This window comes from Aerosakkonema funiforme FACHB-1375 (assembly GCF_014696265.1).
GTDB lineage: Bacteria > Cyanobacteriota > Cyanobacteriia > Cyanobacteriales > Aerosakkonemataceae > Aerosakkonema > Aerosakkonema funiforme_A.
Window position 1 is genome coordinate 63,852 of the sequence record NZ_JACJPW010000028.1, and the last position, 14,828, is coordinate 78,679.

Sequence of the window (14,828 nt, forward strand, 5' to 3'; positions counted from 1 at the left end):
AACTATTATGCAATTGGTAGATTCTCTTAAAATTTTACAACCAACTGTATCTGGCGATCGAGTGCTGGATTCTCTGCAAGACATCGCCAATAAAATGCAGATTAAATCCGACTTCTGCATTAGCCATCCCGATTACAAACCCTTAGAACTTCCAGAGGAAGTAGCATCCCGTTTCCAAAGCCTACCTTTGGAGCTTCGCAACAAGTATCTCAGTTTACGATTGCGAAGTTTTTTGTACGGAATTTATTACAACGCCTCGTTGCGAAAATCTCTGGCACCAGAAGCTGATTCAATGGATTTAGAAGCTCAGCAAAATCTGGAAAACAACACCTATTTGGGAGTAGACCTAAAATTTTACGATCGATTGCACGAAAGCAATTGTGGGGAAGGCTATTTCGATCCCGGTTGGAGTGTGCTAAAACAAGAGGATGATGGCAGCCTAGCAGTCACAAAAAACAATTTGACTTTGCACATCCAGCGCGATCGCCATCTACGATTAGAGGATAAATCCGCTGCTGTCGGCGATGCGGTTGCTATCCGCAAACCGCGCAATTTAGTTCAAAATGGCTTTTACATGGCAGTCGGCAATAAAGGTTCGCAACGTCTCGACAATTCAAATGTCGATCCTCAAACGGTGCGAATTTACTTTAATTTAACGCCTGAAGGTGCGGTAGCGATTATGGCTGCTATTACAAGACACCTGAACGAAATTTCTATTCCCTTTTCGTTCAAAGCTCTCTACAATCCTTCTGCCTACGAACGCTACGATAGTGCAGTTCTCTACTTTGCAAAAGGTAACTATGAAGTAGTGCGGCAAGTGCTTCAAACCGTTTATACAGAAAAGCGATCGCATTTTCAGCCAGAAGTGCCTCTGTTCACCAAATTGCTCGCGCCGGGACTTGCTCTAGCGGAAGAACCCGATCGCAAATTCACTACCAAAGAAAGTTTCGGGACGCATCGCTGCCAAATAGTTGCTAATGGTTTACTGGAAGCTTGGCAAAATGGGGATGACTCTCCAGATAGCCGTATGGCATCTATTACAAAAAATTTCTCTCTTTTGGGGATTTCGCTATATCGGTGCCTCTTTTCACGACCACGATCTAGCTCATCAGTGGTTGCACAACCCTTTGTTAGATGTGGTGATGGTGAGACACAATATTGCTCACCGTACTGCCCAAGATCGAGTCTTTCCTTATTTAGATGCCGAAGACCCGCAGCGACCCGGTATTGTCACCTTTAAGTCTGCTGGTATGCACACTTCCCTTTACAAAGCGCCTGCGGGTCTGCCAACAGAATGCTGGCGACCTTCCGTTCCAGATTTGTATCGCTATTCTTTGAGCCAAAACTGCGTGGATGTTTGCTTGACGGGTCTGCGGCGGCGCGAAGAGGTGGATGCGGCGATCGCAGCTGTCCAGCAAGGCAAACTCACACCCCCTGAAATTGATTATCTCAACATTTACGGCGACTTACATCGCGATCGGTTAAAAATCCAACAAGTCCCCTCTGAAAAATTGCTTTATCGATCTTAAAAGTAGGGTGGGCATTGCCCACCTTATTCCTTCAAAACCTAAAACTACAGACTTAAGGAGAAAACCGCAATGCAGAAAACAATGGAAAAAACTCAATTGCAATTTACACAAGAATCTTCACTGCCAAAAATCCCCCCTTTAACAGATGCAGATATTATTGCTTACCTGCGCCGTAATTACAAATTTGCTGAAATTGCAACTAATGCCGAGCGCGATGCGCTGATTTTAGCGATATGCGATCGACGCGGCATTACTGTTGCCGAGTCAGAATTACAAGCAGCCGGAGATAGCTTTCGCCTCGAACATAAATTATTGAGTTCTTCTCAAACCTTATCTTGGCTTCAAGAGCAGCGAATCGCGGTAGAGGATTGGTCTAGTGGGATTAGAGTCGCGCTACTTACCAAGAAACTAAAAGAACAACTTTTTGGCGCATCAGTCGATTCATATTATATCAACAACCGCAAAAATTATAAACGCATTGCTTTCTCTCAAATTTTATTAGGCGAGGAAACAGAGGCTTTGAAAATAGCCGCTGCACTTCAACAAGACAAAGCCGCCTTCTGTGCTTTAGCACTAGAGTATTCTAAAGATCGACAGTCTAAACAAAATGGTGGTTTTGTTGGGATTCATTTTCTTTCCAGATTGATGCCGGAGGTAGCAGAAGCTGTCTCGGAAGCGAAAGAAGGTGAGGTAGTTGGGCCAATTCAAACTAAATTTGGCTATCACATTATCAAAATTGAAAAAATGTTTCCTCCCCAACTTAGCGAATCAGTTAGAGACGAAATTTTAGAATCTCTTTTCAAAAATTGGTTAAAGGATGTTTGACTTTTATAGCTAGGGACTAGGGGAAGAGTGGAAGAGTGGGGGAGTGGGGGAGTGGGGGAGCGGGGGAGCGGGAGAATTAATATTTTCCCTTTTCCCTCTTCCCTAGCCCCGACGCCCTAACCCCTAGCCCCTAGCCTAATACCACACGAAACCCGATACTGGGGTATCGAAAACTACCATCGTAGCAAAAACGATAGGCACACCGACAATCATCTGCCAAGCTGTACCAAGCGCCACCCCGCACTACGCGCTTCGTCGGGTGTCCGTTCGCGATCCAAGCACTACCATCTTTAGGTGCGCCATTCAGCTTATCGTGCCAGTTATCTTCGCACCACTCCCAGACTAACCCGTGCAAATCGTGCAATCCCCAGGCGTTTGGCTGTTTTTGTGCTACAGGTTGGGTTTGATTGCGGGAGTTCCAGGTGTACCAGGCAAAGTTTCGCAGGGGTTGTTTGCTGTTACCGAAATTGTAGAGGGTTTGAGTACCGGCGCGGCAGGCATATTCCCATTCCGCCTCGGTGGGTAAGCGATAGGATTTACCAGCGATTTCGGAAAGACGATCGCAAAACTCAACCGCATCCCACCAAGAAACATTTTCCACCGGTCGCAACAAACCGCTGAAATGGGAGGGATTGGTTTGCATCACAACTTGCCATTGCTCCTGAGTAATCGGTGTCTTACTCATAGAGAAACTACGTAAGCTAACTTTATGCTGGGGCATTTCGGGGCGCAACCACTTTTCCACCTCCCAGCGTTTAAACCAACTTTCCAGGCGTAAAACTTGTTCGATGTCTGCGATCGAAGTTCCCATATAAAAACTGCCCGCCGGAATGGCAATCATATCGAGCTTTGCACCGCCAGGAAGTCGCTCTTGGTAATTCCATCTGTTGTTGGGGAGGGCGCGAGCGGGTGTGGAAACCGCATCCGATCGCATTGTGGGCGGCTCTACCCTGGAAGCATTCGGTTCTACCAGCCGAATACCGGAAGTCGGTATTGTTACGTATCCCTGCCCTTCTACCCCGTTTGGCAGAACTTTGCGAAAGCTAGGCGAAAAAGGCAATAACACCGTGACTCTGCCTAAATCTGCGGTGGGGTCGAGTGCGGCGAGAACTTGGCTTGCTGTCCAGCGTTGTGTGTAATTTTTGACTAAGCAACCCCGCACGATCGCGGCAAAGGGAGCGGGCAGTTCGGAAGGGATGTCGGGTTCTGCCATCGTCACCCGCTGCATCATTTCCGGTATGGTGTTGCCGGCAAAAGGATGTTGACCTGTCAGAATTTCGACGATTACCACTCCCAACGACCACAGATCCCAGGCAAGGGAAATTTTACCTTGATAAGATTCTGGCGGTGCATAAGCGATCGTGCCCACCTGATGACTGGGGGCGGTATCGCTACCGCTACGGTTTTCCAACAGCCGGGAAATGCCAAAATCCGTCAGTTTCCACTGTCCGCCCACTAACATGATGTTGGCAGGCTTTAAGTCTCGATGCACAACGCCGCGATCGTGCAAATAATGCAAGGCACCCGCGAGGTTTTTCACTATGGCTTTCACTTCCGAGACAGATAATGCACCTCGCTGCAACCGCTTTACCAGCGACTCTTGGGCGAGTTCCATCACTAAACCGAGACACTCCACACCTTTAAGCCAACCTTGTTCGGGACTCAAACCTTCCAGTAAGCCAGGATGTTTGAGAGAGATCGCAGTTTGCAACTCAGCAATCTGACGCTCTTGCTGCCCGCTCTCGTTGGAAAATATTTTAATAGCCACTTCCCGCATGACGCGATCGGCAACTACCTCATCTGCCAGAAATACCGCACCAAACGATCCCGCACCCAAAAGCTTTTTCAGACGATACTTGGGCGTAAACCACTCGTCTTCAAACATTCGCCAGAATTGATTTGGGTTCATGCGTCTGCTTTCTGCTATACAAAAATTCGACTATCTGCTAACAATTGCTTAAAATTGCTTGAAATTGTTTAAAAATGAGTAAATCGTAGGTAATAATACTCTAAAAACAGCCCTAATGCTGCCTCGGACATTTAAAGGTTCTCATTTATTTTAGATTGTTAACATAATTTTACTCAACCATTAGCAAACTCAACATTAAAGGCAGAATATTCTTTATAAGTTCTTTAGGATCTGGAGGCATAAAATATGCAATAAAATTGAAGCAAGCTAAGCAATACCTGAAGTAGAAATGAAAAGTTTTATTTCAGATTAAAATTTAAGGATATTTAATAAAGTCAGATAGTATAAATAGTTAGAGACTTCATCTTACATAGGGTATAAATTACTATGGCTGTTGAAAAAGTAAACTCATCTTCCAGTCTGGCCGAAGTGATCGATCGCATCCTCGACAAAGGTGTCGTCATCGACCTGTGGGCGCGGGTATCCTTAGTAGGGATCGAACTGCTAGCAGTAGAAGCACGGGTTGTCGTAGCGTCGGTAGAAACCTACTTAAAGTACGCCGAAGCAGTTGGTTTAACTTCACAAGCTGCTGTACCGGCTGCCTAATATTGTCACCATTGATGCTAAGTTAACCTGCTTGTTGCAATATCACAAGCAGGTGTTTCCAGTAATCTGATGCAGATGGTAGCTGTCGATCGGCGATCGAGAACGCTAATTTTTTGTTTTAGGGAGAAAATAGCGGAAAAGGAGCCTAAATTGTGTCTTTAAGAGAGGAATGGGATGCTGCGCGAGCGCAGCGTCAACAAGAAATCAACGAACGTCAACATCAGGTGCTGGAGCATCGCCACCAGACTCAGATGGAATTGTACGAGACAGCAACAAACCGAGCTGCGATGGCGGCTGCTCTGCGCGACTCGCTCAGTAACTTTCACAACACCTTGCAATCGGATGTGGCGAACTTCCGAGAAGAAACGCGATTGCATCAGCAAGAAGTCTGGATGGAAGAAGCGCATCAACGGGCAGCCTACGTAGCAGCTATGCGAGATTACGTTTGGGGAACAGCACCAACCCTGATGACCGACGTCAACCCCGTACCTTTGCCAGCCCCCAATGTCCCCCCCAGTGCCAAACCAAAATCTATCCCGACAAATCTGGAGCGGGTATTCCAGTACGTTCGGCAGAACATCGGTGTCCAGATCGATGATATCGAAACGGCATTAGGTCTATCTAGAGCCGATACAGTCAATGCTTTGCAAAGCTTAATGAACCAGAAACTTCTGGTGCAGCAAGCTCAGAGTTACTATCCGATCCAAGGGAGTTAATTGTGGCTACAGTTCTGCAAGTCAACTCCCAGAATTTTGTCGATACACCCACAATCAGTCGCTTGACCCAGCGTGCCCTGCGCTATCTCAGTACGGGTTTCTCGGTTCATTTGCGCGGACCGGCTGGAACTGGTAAAACGACGCTGGCAATACATTTGGCGAATCTGCTGGAGCGTCCGATTTTACTGGTGTTTGGCGATGATGAATACAAATCGTCCGATCTGATCGGTAACCAAGGGGGATACAGCCGCAAGAAAGTCGTGGATAATTTTATCCACACTGTAGTCAAGGTGGAAGATGAATTCCGCCAATCTTGGGTCGATGCGCGTCTAACCACAGCCTGCCGCGAAGGCTTTACTCTGGTGTACGACGAGTTCAACCGTTCCCGTCCGGAGGTGAACAACGTTCTGCTCTCCGTATTGGAGGAAAAGCTACTGGTGCTGCCGCCAGTTGCCCAGCAACAAGAATATATTCGCGCCCATCCGGAATTCCGGGTGATTTTCACCTCCAATCCAGAAGAATACTGCGGAGTTCACGAAGCACAAGATGCGCTGATGGATCGTTTGGTGACGATCGACATTCCAGAACCAGATGAACTGACTCAGCAGGAGATTCTTGTCCAAAAAGCAGGAGTGACGCGAGCTGAAGGCTCAGTCATCGTTCATCTAGTCAAGAGGTTCCGGGAGCGCACGCAGGCAGATAAGTCATCCGGTTTGCGAGCTAGTCTGATTATCGGTAAAGTCTGTCACACCCAAAATATTACTGTTGCGCCGACCAACGCAGACTTTCGAGATATCTGTGCGGATGTCTTGCTGTCGCGTTCCAAACTGCCCCAAAGCGAATCAATCTCGATTCTTGGGGAACTGTTTCAAGAACTTACGTCGGTAAAGAAACTCGCTACTAAACGGAGGTAAAGTAATGCTGCTTATTCGCACCATGCGGCAAGTTCGCACTGGCGGGATGATTTCCAGTTTCCGCGCTTGCCAAACCTTGAGCGGTTTGGACTTATCTGCCAGCGATCGCGCCCGCTGCATCGGTGCATCAGCAAAAATGCTGGCTGGTGAAGCCCGCAGACAGTGGCTGAAGAAACAGTGGAAACGGCAGTAGTAATTCCATCTTACCCAGGAGGTCTTTAGTCATGACGAATCTCGATGGTATTCCCCCACACTTACTGTCCAGCGAGCATTATCGTCAAATGCTAGTTAGGGATGGCCAACGCCGCTATCAGGAATGGCACGGCGAGTTTCTCAGGCATCAAGAAGAGTTTCTCAAGGATCGAGACAGTCGATCGCGCGAGATCGAGAACCTGCGAAACGAAATCTATGAATATCACAAACGTCGCACTGCGGAATCGCGCAATGAATTTTTGCGCTACCAGAATAAGTTTCTTGCCGAAATGCGTCGCTACTAAACCATAGATTCACTACGGGGTATAGAAGATGAGAAACCGGGTTTCTTTCCAGGAATGAAACTCGATATTTCGTTGCTATAACCCAAAGAAACCCGGTTTCTGGGATTACTTATAGGTGTTCTAGAAACTAACCCGATCGTCGGTCGGAATATTACAAGCAATTCAGAAAGTCAAAAAAATATTGGGGCGAGCGATGATACTGAAAGAAACTGCGATCGCACAGCAGCTAAAAGAAGTTGACCTCAGTTACCCAGCTGAAGCAACTCCCTACATTGATGACTGTGGCTGTCAGATTAAAATCCCCTACGGCCCAGAATTCAACCCGACCAGCTTCACGGCTGAAATGTGGGTTCAGTACAAAGGGGGAGCGGGGTATCGATCGATCTTGACCTCCGTCAGCGGCTCAGCATGGCAAGGACGCCGAGGCTACGTTTTCTGCGTCACCCCCAACGGACAGTGGCAATTCTGGATGGGCAGCGGTCAGAGCAGAAGTCCCTGGCTCGTAGTAACAGGGCCAAAAGCCAAACCGGGAGTATGGACGCATTTGGCTGGAACTTATGACCAAGTGTCCCAAATTATGACTTTATATGTAAACGGTCAGGCAGTGGGACAGCGCACGGGAGTACCGTTTTTGCCAAATACCTGCAATCCCCTCCATATAGGAGCAGGTGCGATCGAACAAGCCGGAGCCAGTCACTGTTTATTTCGCGGCACAATTACTAAAGTCAGAGTCTGGAGCAGAGCGCTGGTAACTCAAGAACTGCAAGCTCTAGCCAGTACCGGCGAGCCAGATGATGCGGCGATCGTCAGCTGCGATGGGCAAGGCGATTATATCGAAATACCCTATAGCCCAGCTCTGAATCCCACTCAATTTACCGTATCTTGCTGGGCGAACGTCCAAGGCGAACAGGGTAGATGGCGCTCGATCGTCACTTCTCGCGACATCTCTCCAGAAAAAGGATACATTCTCTATGCAGGAGAGAACAATCGATGGCAATTTTGGCTGGGCACCGGGCCAAATGGCTGGGTATACATTAACGGGCCTGAATTAAAGCTCAATACCTGGACATTCCTCGCAGCTACCTACGATGGCACGATCGCCAAATTCTATGTCAATGGCGAATTAGCAATAGAAAGAGTCGTAAATGGTTTTGTGCCTAATACCGCTCGTCCCTTCCGAATTGCCGCAGGCGTAACAGAAGGCAACCCAAGCTACTTTTTCCCCGGTCACATCACCGAAGTGCGTGTGTGGAATCGCGCTTGCGTCCAAAAAGAAATTCAAACCGAAATGAATTATCGCCTTGACGGCGACGAAGCGGGCTTAGTGGGATACTGGCCCCTCAATGAAGGTACAGGCACCGCAGTCAGGGATAAGAGCGTATACCACAATCATGGCACAATGTCAAGTTATGTGGAAATCCCTTATGTCCCGGCGCTCAATCTCACCCAATTCACCTTATCCTGTTGGGTAAACTTACAAGATTGGCAGGGAACTTGGCGTGCTGCTATATCCTCCCAAGACGATTTTCTGCCCAAAGGATACGTTCTCTATGCGGGTCAAGATAATAAATGGCAATTTTGCCTGGGTGCTGGAGAAGCAGGTTGGACTGTAGTTAGCGGTACAGAAGCGATTTTCCATAGTCGTACATACCTGGTCGCCACCTACGACGGCGCAATGCTGAAATTCTATATTAATGGTGAATTAGTCGGCGAAAAACTGACTCATTATGTGCCCAATACCTCGCGTCCTTTGCGGATAGGAGCCGGTACAAAAGACGGAAAACCAGCCAACTTTTTCCCCGGTCAAATCACCGACGTGCGGATTTGGAATCGCGCTTGCAGTCAAGCGGAAATCAAAAATGAGATGAACAGTTTGGCGGTGGGCGATGCACCGGGCTTAATGGGATTTTGGCCTCTCAAGGAAGCAACGGATACTACCGTTATCGATCGCACCTATAACAGCTATCACGGTGTTATTAAGCGAGCCGACTGGGAAAATTTGGTCGGTTTAGTTCTGGTCAGAGGCAACCTGAACGGCAACGGCAACGGTAACGGCAAGAACGGCCACTATTAACCTTTCCCCTGTCATGCCATAGTGGGATTTCCAGAAACCCGGTTTTTTAGAAAAACCGGGTTTTTTGTTTAGCGATCGACCGCAATTTCTTATTTTTAATCAAATCTATCGAAAACCAGATGAAAAAGTTGAATATTAAATATAACTATTGCTCTGCACATTCATTCTCATCTAACCTCACGACAAATGATATTTGTTGGTAGCAATTACTTTGGCTGATGCGTTAACTTGGAGATCTAGTAGTTTGTCAAGTGAGTTTTGAAGTTAAAGAAACCCTTTTTAGAAAAACCGCGTTTCTTCGCCAGTTCGACTTATCAAAATCAATTTGGTGAACTGCCAGTCAGATAAGTATTGTGCAAAACGCTAGCTATGTTAGCTGGGAGCATCACAATGCACAAAAAAATTGCACTGCTTTGCCTTGCTTTTATTTTGGGACTTGCCCTATGGCCCAGTTTGACGCTGGCTCAATCGACAGGTTTCCTAGAATCCCGTATTTCTAGATTAGAGACAGATAACTCCCAGTTGCGATCGCAAGTTGAGCGCATCGAGTCCCAACTATATCGAATCAGCAACCGTTCCGAATTCCCCAGACGGGAAATACCCAGACCGACACCAGCACCTTTACCCCCACGCGCCACCCCCAGAATCAACACACAAAGACCATCTCAAGATCCCATGTTTGAGCGACTCGCCAACATAGCAGTTGACCTAAACCAGCGCGTCAAAGCGCTGGAGGCACAAGTTGCACAATTGAAGAGGCAGCTAGGCCAAAGGTAACAGAAACTGCCGATCTTTAAGAAATAAAGCCTATATTGCTAATAAATTCCCCTCTTCCCCAAGAGCGGCAAACACATCGGGGGAAAACATTTCCCACAATGCCTGAAAATATGGCATAAATTTCGCTGCTTGTTCCGCAGTCAAACGACTGCGGATTTCTTTACCCAATAAATACAGCATTTGCCGCAGCAGCTCCCACTTAACCCCCAAAGTAGGGTAAAGCATCACGCATAGAGGAAATAGTTCTTGTTGAATAGCGGCGATGTTCTCTTCCAAGGCGCACACCCACAAATACACTTGGAACATTTCCACATCGCGGATACTGGAAACTTGCACTGTTGGGTCGGTTAAAGCACCGCTGTTGCTGCAATAACCTGGGTAGAGCTGAATTACCCGCTCATTAATCTTTTTCGCAATCTTAGTACTTTCCGGTAACAACTGCTGCACAGCTGCCAAAACCGGTGAGTCGTAGTCGAGTTTTGCTGCCGCTTGATAAGAGCGCTGCAAAGGCATATAGAAGTGGTCGTCAATTACTTTGAAATAAGCACCTACCAGCATTTGTTCTGTGGGGGAGAGCATCTCCAACAGCATCTGGCTGGTATAGTGCAACTGCATACTCACAAAACCTTTGACTCGCGGGTCATTTGCAGTGTACTTATTCTGAAGTTCGCCGATTTCCTCACCTATCAAACTTGCCAGCTGGCTGGGAGCAATCTGTTCTGTATAGATTTCGAGTGCATTTTTGTCGAGATCGTCGTATTGGTTATCAAGCCCCATCACCACAGAAAGACGTCTCGGCGGTGCTTGTTGCGTGTAAATTAAGAGCGCTTTTTCGTAAATGCGAAACGAATCTGCCGCAATTTCCCAAGGATTGATTAATCTGGGATTTATCCTGTGCCTATAGATTTCTTTCGCTAGCAATCCTTCAGTTTTGTTCCAGGCTTGGGCGCTCACAAATCGGAGCGAGTGCATTAATTTTTCGGCAGTTTGCTCCCGTCCTGCTTTGGAAACTATATCTGCTAACTTATGGGGCTGTTTTGAGGATTCATTTTGGGAATTGATTTGGAGGTTTTCAATATACTTTTTTGCCCATTGGTGAGCTAATGATTGAACTGTTGCTTTAGCCATTACTTCCCCTTTTAGATAGCTGATGGTGCTGCAAAGATTAACATTTTTAATTTCATTTTAGCATATAAAAATTTGCTTTTGCTATTTAGAAATTGCCTATTAGCGATTAATTTTACCTATATGCGAACTTGTCTTTACTACTTTTTTGGCTCTCACTTAACTTTTTATCATACTAGGACTTATTTTGTGTGTATATAAAACTACATAACATATTTCTTCTTCATTTCTTTATAAAAACCGAGAAAAATAAACTTTTAACTTAGGACAAGTAGTAGCTAAAACTTTTTTAAGTGTAATTGCTGATTTCGGCAATATAATATATCTGTCTATGTGACAATTCAGGTTTTTTAGATCTAATGCAATTGTTTCCGTAAATATACCTAAAAAGCCTAATTTTTTATTCATTGCTAACTATCATTGAGTCTAATAATAACAACCATGAGCTAATCTTGATGGCAGCAAAGGAACATACCCAAGCTGGTGTTCTAGATAGCTCGTGGTTGCTCAACACGGATGTCCTATTAGATAGCTAAGCTTAAAAAGGTGAAAAACTTGTGAAGCTATTTTTCAAACTGCGATCGACAACTGATACCAAATCGGCTTCAGTTATCTCCGTTATTGTTGGGAGGAGTGGGGGAGTAGGAGAAGGAGTAACATTGAGCCTGAAAAAGGGGTAGGAGACCCGGATTTAGGATGACACCGAGTTGATTGGAGGATATTGTCTAAAAAACGGGTTTCTTAAACTTCTCAAAACTAACGCGGCGTTCTACTCCCTGCTTTCTTATTCCCAGTCCACTTGCAACATCCGTTGCAGAGTACCTAAGCCCAATTCTTTATGAGAGAGCGATCGCGCCTCAAACAGAGCCATCATATCTTGTAACTGAGGATTTCCTCGCGAAGCACCCGTTAACCCTTTACTAATCAGCAAGGCGCAGTGACCCTTCGTTTTCTTACACCGCCGATCCCACTTCTTACGCGCTTCTGCGTGAATGGGGTCATTTTGGATAAACTCGCCAAAAACGTGCATTTCCTCATTGTTGGTTTGAATGATTCCCAAGTCGTAAGTATTATCTTCAAACGGGTCTTCCCCCGGATTAAAGAAAATGCCTTTAACACCTCCTGCTGCTTGAATTTTCTCGATCAAGGTTTTAGCCTTGGGACGCGAAGTTTGGATCAAAATTACCGGTAACCCATCTCCCAGCGCTTCTACTTTTTCCATCGATGGATTCTGTCCCAGACTCATCCGCAAATACTCCACCATCTCCCAAGACACCATCCCGATGCTGAGGAAGGAATTTTGCGGCACCAAGTCATCTCTGAGAACGGGCATAGCTTTGAGAGAAAGCACCTCATCATCTTCCTCGTCTTCCCATTCAATCATTTTCAACAGTTCTTTGGAGATATCTGGTAGCGTTGCCACTTTCACAGATGCCTGTTGGGTGCCGGTTTGGGAATCTTCTTGAGGTACAGAAATGCGATAGCGATTGCTCAGAGAGGGGAACGTGTCGCCAGCTAATTGCCGGCGCTGGGCGCGTAGAAAGCGATTGAAGCCTTCTAGGGCAGTTAAAAGAATGAGGGCTTCTTCTTCAAATAATGAGGCACGGAGACCTTCTAATGGGTGGATATTGCCAAAATTTGGCTCGATTTCTGAAAATGCCAGGTCACTTAAATCGATGTCTTCATCTTCTTGCAAGTCAGCTGCGGACTCAAAGGTGACAAACAGACAGTCTTGCCCCAGGAAAGCTTCTTCCAGCTTTTCCAGAGATTCTTCTTCCTGCAAAACAGTAGCCCGAAAGCGCTTGAGGGAGTCGAGCGAACGGTACAGTAAAATGCCGTACTCCATTCCCGACATCCCCATCACAGAAACGTAGAGGGTACCAATGTCCCAACGGTTCAGTTCAATGGATACGATTTGATGTTCTTCCAGGTATTCCCAAGGTGCAGCGTTCCAAATCTCGTATGCAGCTTGCATGAGTCGATCGGCATACTGGGGCGGTAACTGGGGTGGTTGGGTGTTGGCGTTTTCTTGAAACTCCCGAAACAATTCGTCAATTAAGGGTAGTGTCGGTACGTGTTCTATGGCGATATCCAGTTCTTGCAGTACTCCGCGCAGGAAAAATTGAATTTCGCGATCGCGCACCACTATTTTCTGGGGTCGAGCTGGTTTGACTGGCCCTTGGGGATATTCCATCGCTCGCAGCAATGTGCGTACTACGGCTTCTGGGCCAGATTCTGAGGTTACCATGTCGATCGCACGGACAACTCCTTGCGAACCATCTACCCACAAAATACAATCGCCTTTTGCTTCTGTGTCTGATTCGCCGTCTGGCGATAATGGACGGCGATCGCCCTCCCACACGCTGGGAATTTGGTTTAATTGTTTTAACCGGCGACGGGTAGAGCGATTGAGGGTTGTCATAGACTGAGCCGTTACTAATATAATTAGCAGGTTGCGGGTTCGGTATCCGTACTGACCGTAAGATCCTGCCATCCCTGTATGGGGAAGGGTTTCCTTATCTTCACGATAAGGCATTCCTGCTTGGCTTGTGCTTCTGCTTTTGAGTTTGGGATGCTCTTAAGCTAGATAAAATATACTAGAAGGTAAAAACCTATAGACGTTAGCAGGCCAAGGAGTGATATAAATTTATGACATCAGCAACTCAGTCTCAGCAACGCGGTATTATGATCGCCGATGGTGCCCTCCAGCAAGTTAAATTTTTGCGGGATAAACAAGGAAAAGACCTTTGCTTGCGCGTGGGCGTTCGCCAAGGTGGCTGTTCTGGGATGTCTTACATGATGGACTTTATAGATCCCAGCACCATTACGGAGAATGATGACGTTTTTGACTATGATGGCTTTCAGCTGGTCTGCGATCGCAAGAGCTTACTTTATTTGTACGGTTTGGTTCTGGACTATAGCGATGCTATGATTGGCGGTGGCTTTCAATTCACCAATCCGAATGCCAGTCAAACCTGTGGCTGCGGTAAGTCTTTTGCTGTGTAAGTAGTATCCCGTCCTGCACGGAGCGATCGAAAGCAGCCATTGTCACTAATTAAAAAAGAAAAAGGCAAAATTGTGCTTACCTCTTTCTTTTTTATTTTTTAATCTCTTTTTTGAACACCGATGACCCAACAAACAGCTGCGGAGATTTTTGAATCTGGTATTGAACGCTATAAAGCTGGCGAAACTCCGGAGACTCTCATACCCTATTTCAAAGATATTTGCGATCGCACTCCTAAAAACGGTTCCGCTTGGACTTGTTTGGCTTGGTTGTACCTGTTGGACGATAAACCCAATCAAGCTTACAAAGCAGCCCAAAAGGCAGTGAAGTTAACGCCGCAAGAACCGCAAGCACGCATTAACCTCGCATCTGCTATGCTCGAAACCAATCAAACTGGGGTGCGACAACATATCGAAATTGTCGGACAGATACTTGCTTTGGATTCGGAATTGCGTCGCGAGATTCAAGAAAATATTGAAGAAGGTTTAACCAGAAAACCAGAATGGAAGAGTCTTGAGCGCATCCAGACCTGGCTGTTTGGTTGATAAATTGGTTATGCCTGACCGAGCGACGATGATTGATGACTAAAAATGAAAGATAAATTGCTGAAATGGCTCAATGTAGCTTTAATGTGGGATTTTTTCCTCGTTTTAATCGGTTTTTTCTGGTTTGCGATCGCACTTATCGGTAAAGCTACCGACATTCCTCTGGGCTTCGACCTTTGGCACAAACTTTGGGAACCGATATTTATGCCTGCCATTAGCATTCTCATGGCAGGGGCCATTGTCAGCGGGATAGTCAGTTGGGTTTCCAAACGCCTTAACTCAAAAGTCAGTTAGGGGTTAGGGGCTA

16 protein-coding genes are annotated in these 14,828 nt (G+C 46.4%); 13 read left to right on the forward strand and 3 right to left on the reverse strand.

Features of this window, described 5'->3' with window-relative positions; genetic code table 11:
• Positions 1 to 7: 7 nt before the first annotated feature.
• The 3 genes from H6G03_RS12825 to H6G03_RS12835 all read left to right on the forward strand — a co-directional run bounded on the left by H6G03_RS12825 (position 8) and on the right by H6G03_RS12835 (position 2,354).
• Positions 8 to 1,240: a T3SS effector HopA1 family protein gene (locus H6G03_RS12825; protein ID WP_190464762.1), complete on the forward strand. Its 1,233-nt coding sequence runs from the start codon at positions 8 to 10 to the stop codon at positions 1,238 to 1,240.
• Between the two features lie 10 nt (positions 1,241 to 1,250).
• The gene (locus tag H6G03_RS12830; protein WP_190464763.1) at positions 1,251 to 1,529 is read left to right on the forward strand and encodes a hypothetical protein; all 279 of its coding nucleotides are present in this window, start codon (positions 1,251 to 1,253) and stop codon (positions 1,527 to 1,529) included.
• Between the two features lie 69 nt (positions 1,530 to 1,598).
• On the forward strand, positions 1,599 to 2,354 hold the full coding sequence (locus H6G03_RS12835) for a peptidylprolyl isomerase (protein ID WP_190464764.1): 756 nt from the start codon (positions 1,599 to 1,601) through the stop codon (positions 2,352 to 2,354).
• A gap of 130 nt (positions 2,355 to 2,484) precedes the next feature.
• Here the strand turns inward: H6G03_RS12835 and H6G03_RS12840 are convergent, their stop codons facing one another.
• Positions 2,485 to 4,263 carry a bifunctional serine/threonine-protein kinase/formylglycine-generating enzyme family protein gene (locus H6G03_RS12840; protein ID WP_190464765.1) on the reverse strand — a complete coding sequence of 593 codons (1,779 nt, stop codon included), beginning with the start codon at positions 4,261 to 4,263 and terminating at the stop codon, positions 2,485 to 2,487.
• Between the two features lie 387 nt (positions 4,264 to 4,650).
• On the opposite strand from H6G03_RS12840, the gene gvpA reads away from it, so the two are divergent.
• The 7 genes from gvpA (at position 4,651) to H6G03_RS12875 (ending at position 9,847) form a co-directional block, all read left to right on the forward strand.
• Positions 4,651 to 4,869, forward strand: a complete 219-nt coding sequence (gene gvpA / locus H6G03_RS12845; RefSeq protein WP_190464766.1) for a gas vesicle structural protein GvpA — start codon at positions 4,651 to 4,653, stop codon at positions 4,867 to 4,869.
• A 152-nt stretch (positions 4,870 to 5,021) separates the two neighbouring features.
• On the forward strand, positions 5,022 to 5,585 hold the full coding sequence (locus H6G03_RS12850; protein ID WP_190464767.1) for a hypothetical protein: 564 nt from the start codon (positions 5,022 to 5,024) through the stop codon (positions 5,583 to 5,585).
• Positions 5,586 to 5,587: 2 nt separating this feature from the next.
• Positions 5,588 to 6,499 (forward strand): gas vesicle protein GvpN, encoded by a 912-nt coding sequence (gvpN, locus tag H6G03_RS12855; protein WP_190464768.1) that lies wholly within the window; start codon positions 5,588 to 5,590, stop codon positions 6,497 to 6,499.
• A gap of 4 nt (positions 6,500 to 6,503) precedes the next feature.
• Positions 6,504 to 6,692 (forward strand): hypothetical protein, encoded by a 189-nt coding sequence (locus H6G03_RS12860; RefSeq protein ID WP_190464769.1) that lies wholly within the window; start codon positions 6,504 to 6,506, stop codon positions 6,690 to 6,692.
• A gap of 31 nt (positions 6,693 to 6,723) precedes the next feature.
• Positions 6,724 to 6,996 carry a hypothetical protein gene (locus tag H6G03_RS12865; RefSeq protein ID WP_190464780.1) on the forward strand — a complete coding sequence of 91 codons (273 nt, stop codon included), beginning with the start codon at positions 6,724 to 6,726 and terminating at the stop codon, positions 6,994 to 6,996.
• Between the two features lie 193 nt (positions 6,997 to 7,189).
• The gene (locus H6G03_RS12870; protein WP_190464770.1) at positions 7,190 to 9,070 is read left to right on the forward strand and encodes a LamG domain-containing protein; all 1,881 of its coding nucleotides are present in this window, start codon (positions 7,190 to 7,192) and stop codon (positions 9,068 to 9,070) included.
• Positions 9,071 to 9,460: 390 nt separating this feature from the next.
• A complete protein-coding gene (locus H6G03_RS12875; protein WP_190464771.1) occupies positions 9,461 to 9,847 on the forward strand; it encodes a hypothetical protein in 387 nt (128 codons plus the stop codon).
• A 30-nt stretch (positions 9,848 to 9,877) separates the two neighbouring features.
• Here H6G03_RS12875 and H6G03_RS12880 read toward each other — a convergent pair whose 3' ends face one another.
• Together H6G03_RS12880 and H6G03_RS12885 are read right to left on the reverse strand one after the other, a co-directional pair.
• Complete coding sequence (locus H6G03_RS12880; RefSeq protein ID WP_190464772.1) at positions 9,878 to 10,975, reverse strand: hypothetical protein; 1,098 nt, start codon at positions 10,973 to 10,975, stop codon at positions 9,878 to 9,880.
• A gap of 781 nt (positions 10,976 to 11,756) precedes the next feature.
• Complete coding sequence (locus H6G03_RS12885; RefSeq protein WP_190464779.1) at positions 11,757 to 13,394, reverse strand: DUF6930 domain-containing protein; 1,638 nt, start codon at positions 13,392 to 13,394, stop codon at positions 11,757 to 11,759.
• A gap of 227 nt (positions 13,395 to 13,621) precedes the next feature.
• Between H6G03_RS12885 and H6G03_RS12890 the strand changes: the two genes are divergently transcribed.
• From H6G03_RS12890 to H6G03_RS12900, 3 genes are all read left to right on the forward strand, one after another.
• Entirely contained in the window at positions 13,622 to 13,978 is a 357-nt protein-coding gene (locus H6G03_RS12890) for a HesB/IscA family protein (RefSeq protein WP_190464773.1), read from the forward strand.
• Positions 13,979 to 14,098: 120 nt separating this feature from the next.
• The gene (locus H6G03_RS12895) at positions 14,099 to 14,521 is read left to right on the forward strand and encodes a tetratricopeptide repeat protein (RefSeq protein ID WP_190464774.1); all 423 of its coding nucleotides are present in this window, start codon (positions 14,099 to 14,101) and stop codon (positions 14,519 to 14,521) included.
• 45 nt (positions 14,522 to 14,566) lie between these two features.
• Entirely contained in the window at positions 14,567 to 14,815 is a 249-nt protein-coding gene (locus tag H6G03_RS12900) for a hypothetical protein (protein ID WP_190464775.1), read from the forward strand.
• Positions 14,816 to 14,828: the final 13 nt, after the last annotated feature.

What these genes read in the sequence shown, in the direction of transcription:
- H6G03_RS12825 (WP_190464762.1), top strand. Translation starts at nt 8, where the DNA reads ATGCAATTGGTAGATTCTCTTAAAATTTTACAACCAACTGTATCTGGC.
- H6G03_RS12830 (WP_190464763.1), top strand. Translation starts at nt 1,251, where the DNA reads ATGCACACTTCCCTTTACAAAGCGCCTGCGGGTCTGCCAACAGAATGC.
- H6G03_RS12835 (WP_190464764.1), top strand. Translation starts at nt 1,599, where the DNA reads ATGCAGAAAACAATGGAAAAAACTCAATTGCAATTTACACAAGAATCT.
- H6G03_RS12840 (WP_190464765.1), bottom strand. Translation starts at nt 4,263, where the DNA reads ATGAACCCAAATCAATTCTGGCGAATGTTTGAAGACGAGTGGTTTACG.
- gvpA (WP_190464766.1), top strand. Translation starts at nt 4,651, where the DNA reads ATGGCTGTTGAAAAAGTAAACTCATCTTCCAGTCTGGCCGAAGTGATC.
- H6G03_RS12860 (WP_190464769.1), top strand. Translation starts at nt 6,504, where the DNA reads ATGCTGCTTATTCGCACCATGCGGCAAGTTCGCACTGGCGGGATGATT.
- H6G03_RS12865 (WP_190464780.1), top strand. Translation starts at nt 6,724, where the DNA reads ATGACGAATCTCGATGGTATTCCCCCACACTTACTGTCCAGCGAGCAT.
- H6G03_RS12870 (WP_190464770.1), top strand. Translation starts at nt 7,190, where the DNA reads ATGATACTGAAAGAAACTGCGATCGCACAGCAGCTAAAAGAAGTTGAC.
- H6G03_RS12875 (WP_190464771.1), top strand. Translation starts at nt 9,461, where the DNA reads ATGCACAAAAAAATTGCACTGCTTTGCCTTGCTTTTATTTTGGGACTT.
- H6G03_RS12880 (WP_190464772.1), bottom strand. Translation starts at nt 10,975, where the DNA reads ATGGCTAAAGCAACAGTTCAATCATTAGCTCACCAATGGGCAAAAAAG.
- H6G03_RS12885 (WP_190464779.1), bottom strand. Translation starts at nt 13,394, where the DNA reads ATGACAACCCTCAATCGCTCTACCCGTCGCCGGTTAAAACAATTAAAC.
- H6G03_RS12890 (WP_190464773.1), top strand. Translation starts at nt 13,622, where the DNA reads ATGACATCAGCAACTCAGTCTCAGCAACGCGGTATTATGATCGCCGAT.
- H6G03_RS12895 (WP_190464774.1), top strand. Translation starts at nt 14,099, where the DNA reads ATGACCCAACAAACAGCTGCGGAGATTTTTGAATCTGGTATTGAACGC.
- H6G03_RS12900 (WP_190464775.1), top strand. Translation starts at nt 14,567, where the DNA reads ATGAAAGATAAATTGCTGAAATGGCTCAATGTAGCTTTAATGTGGGAT.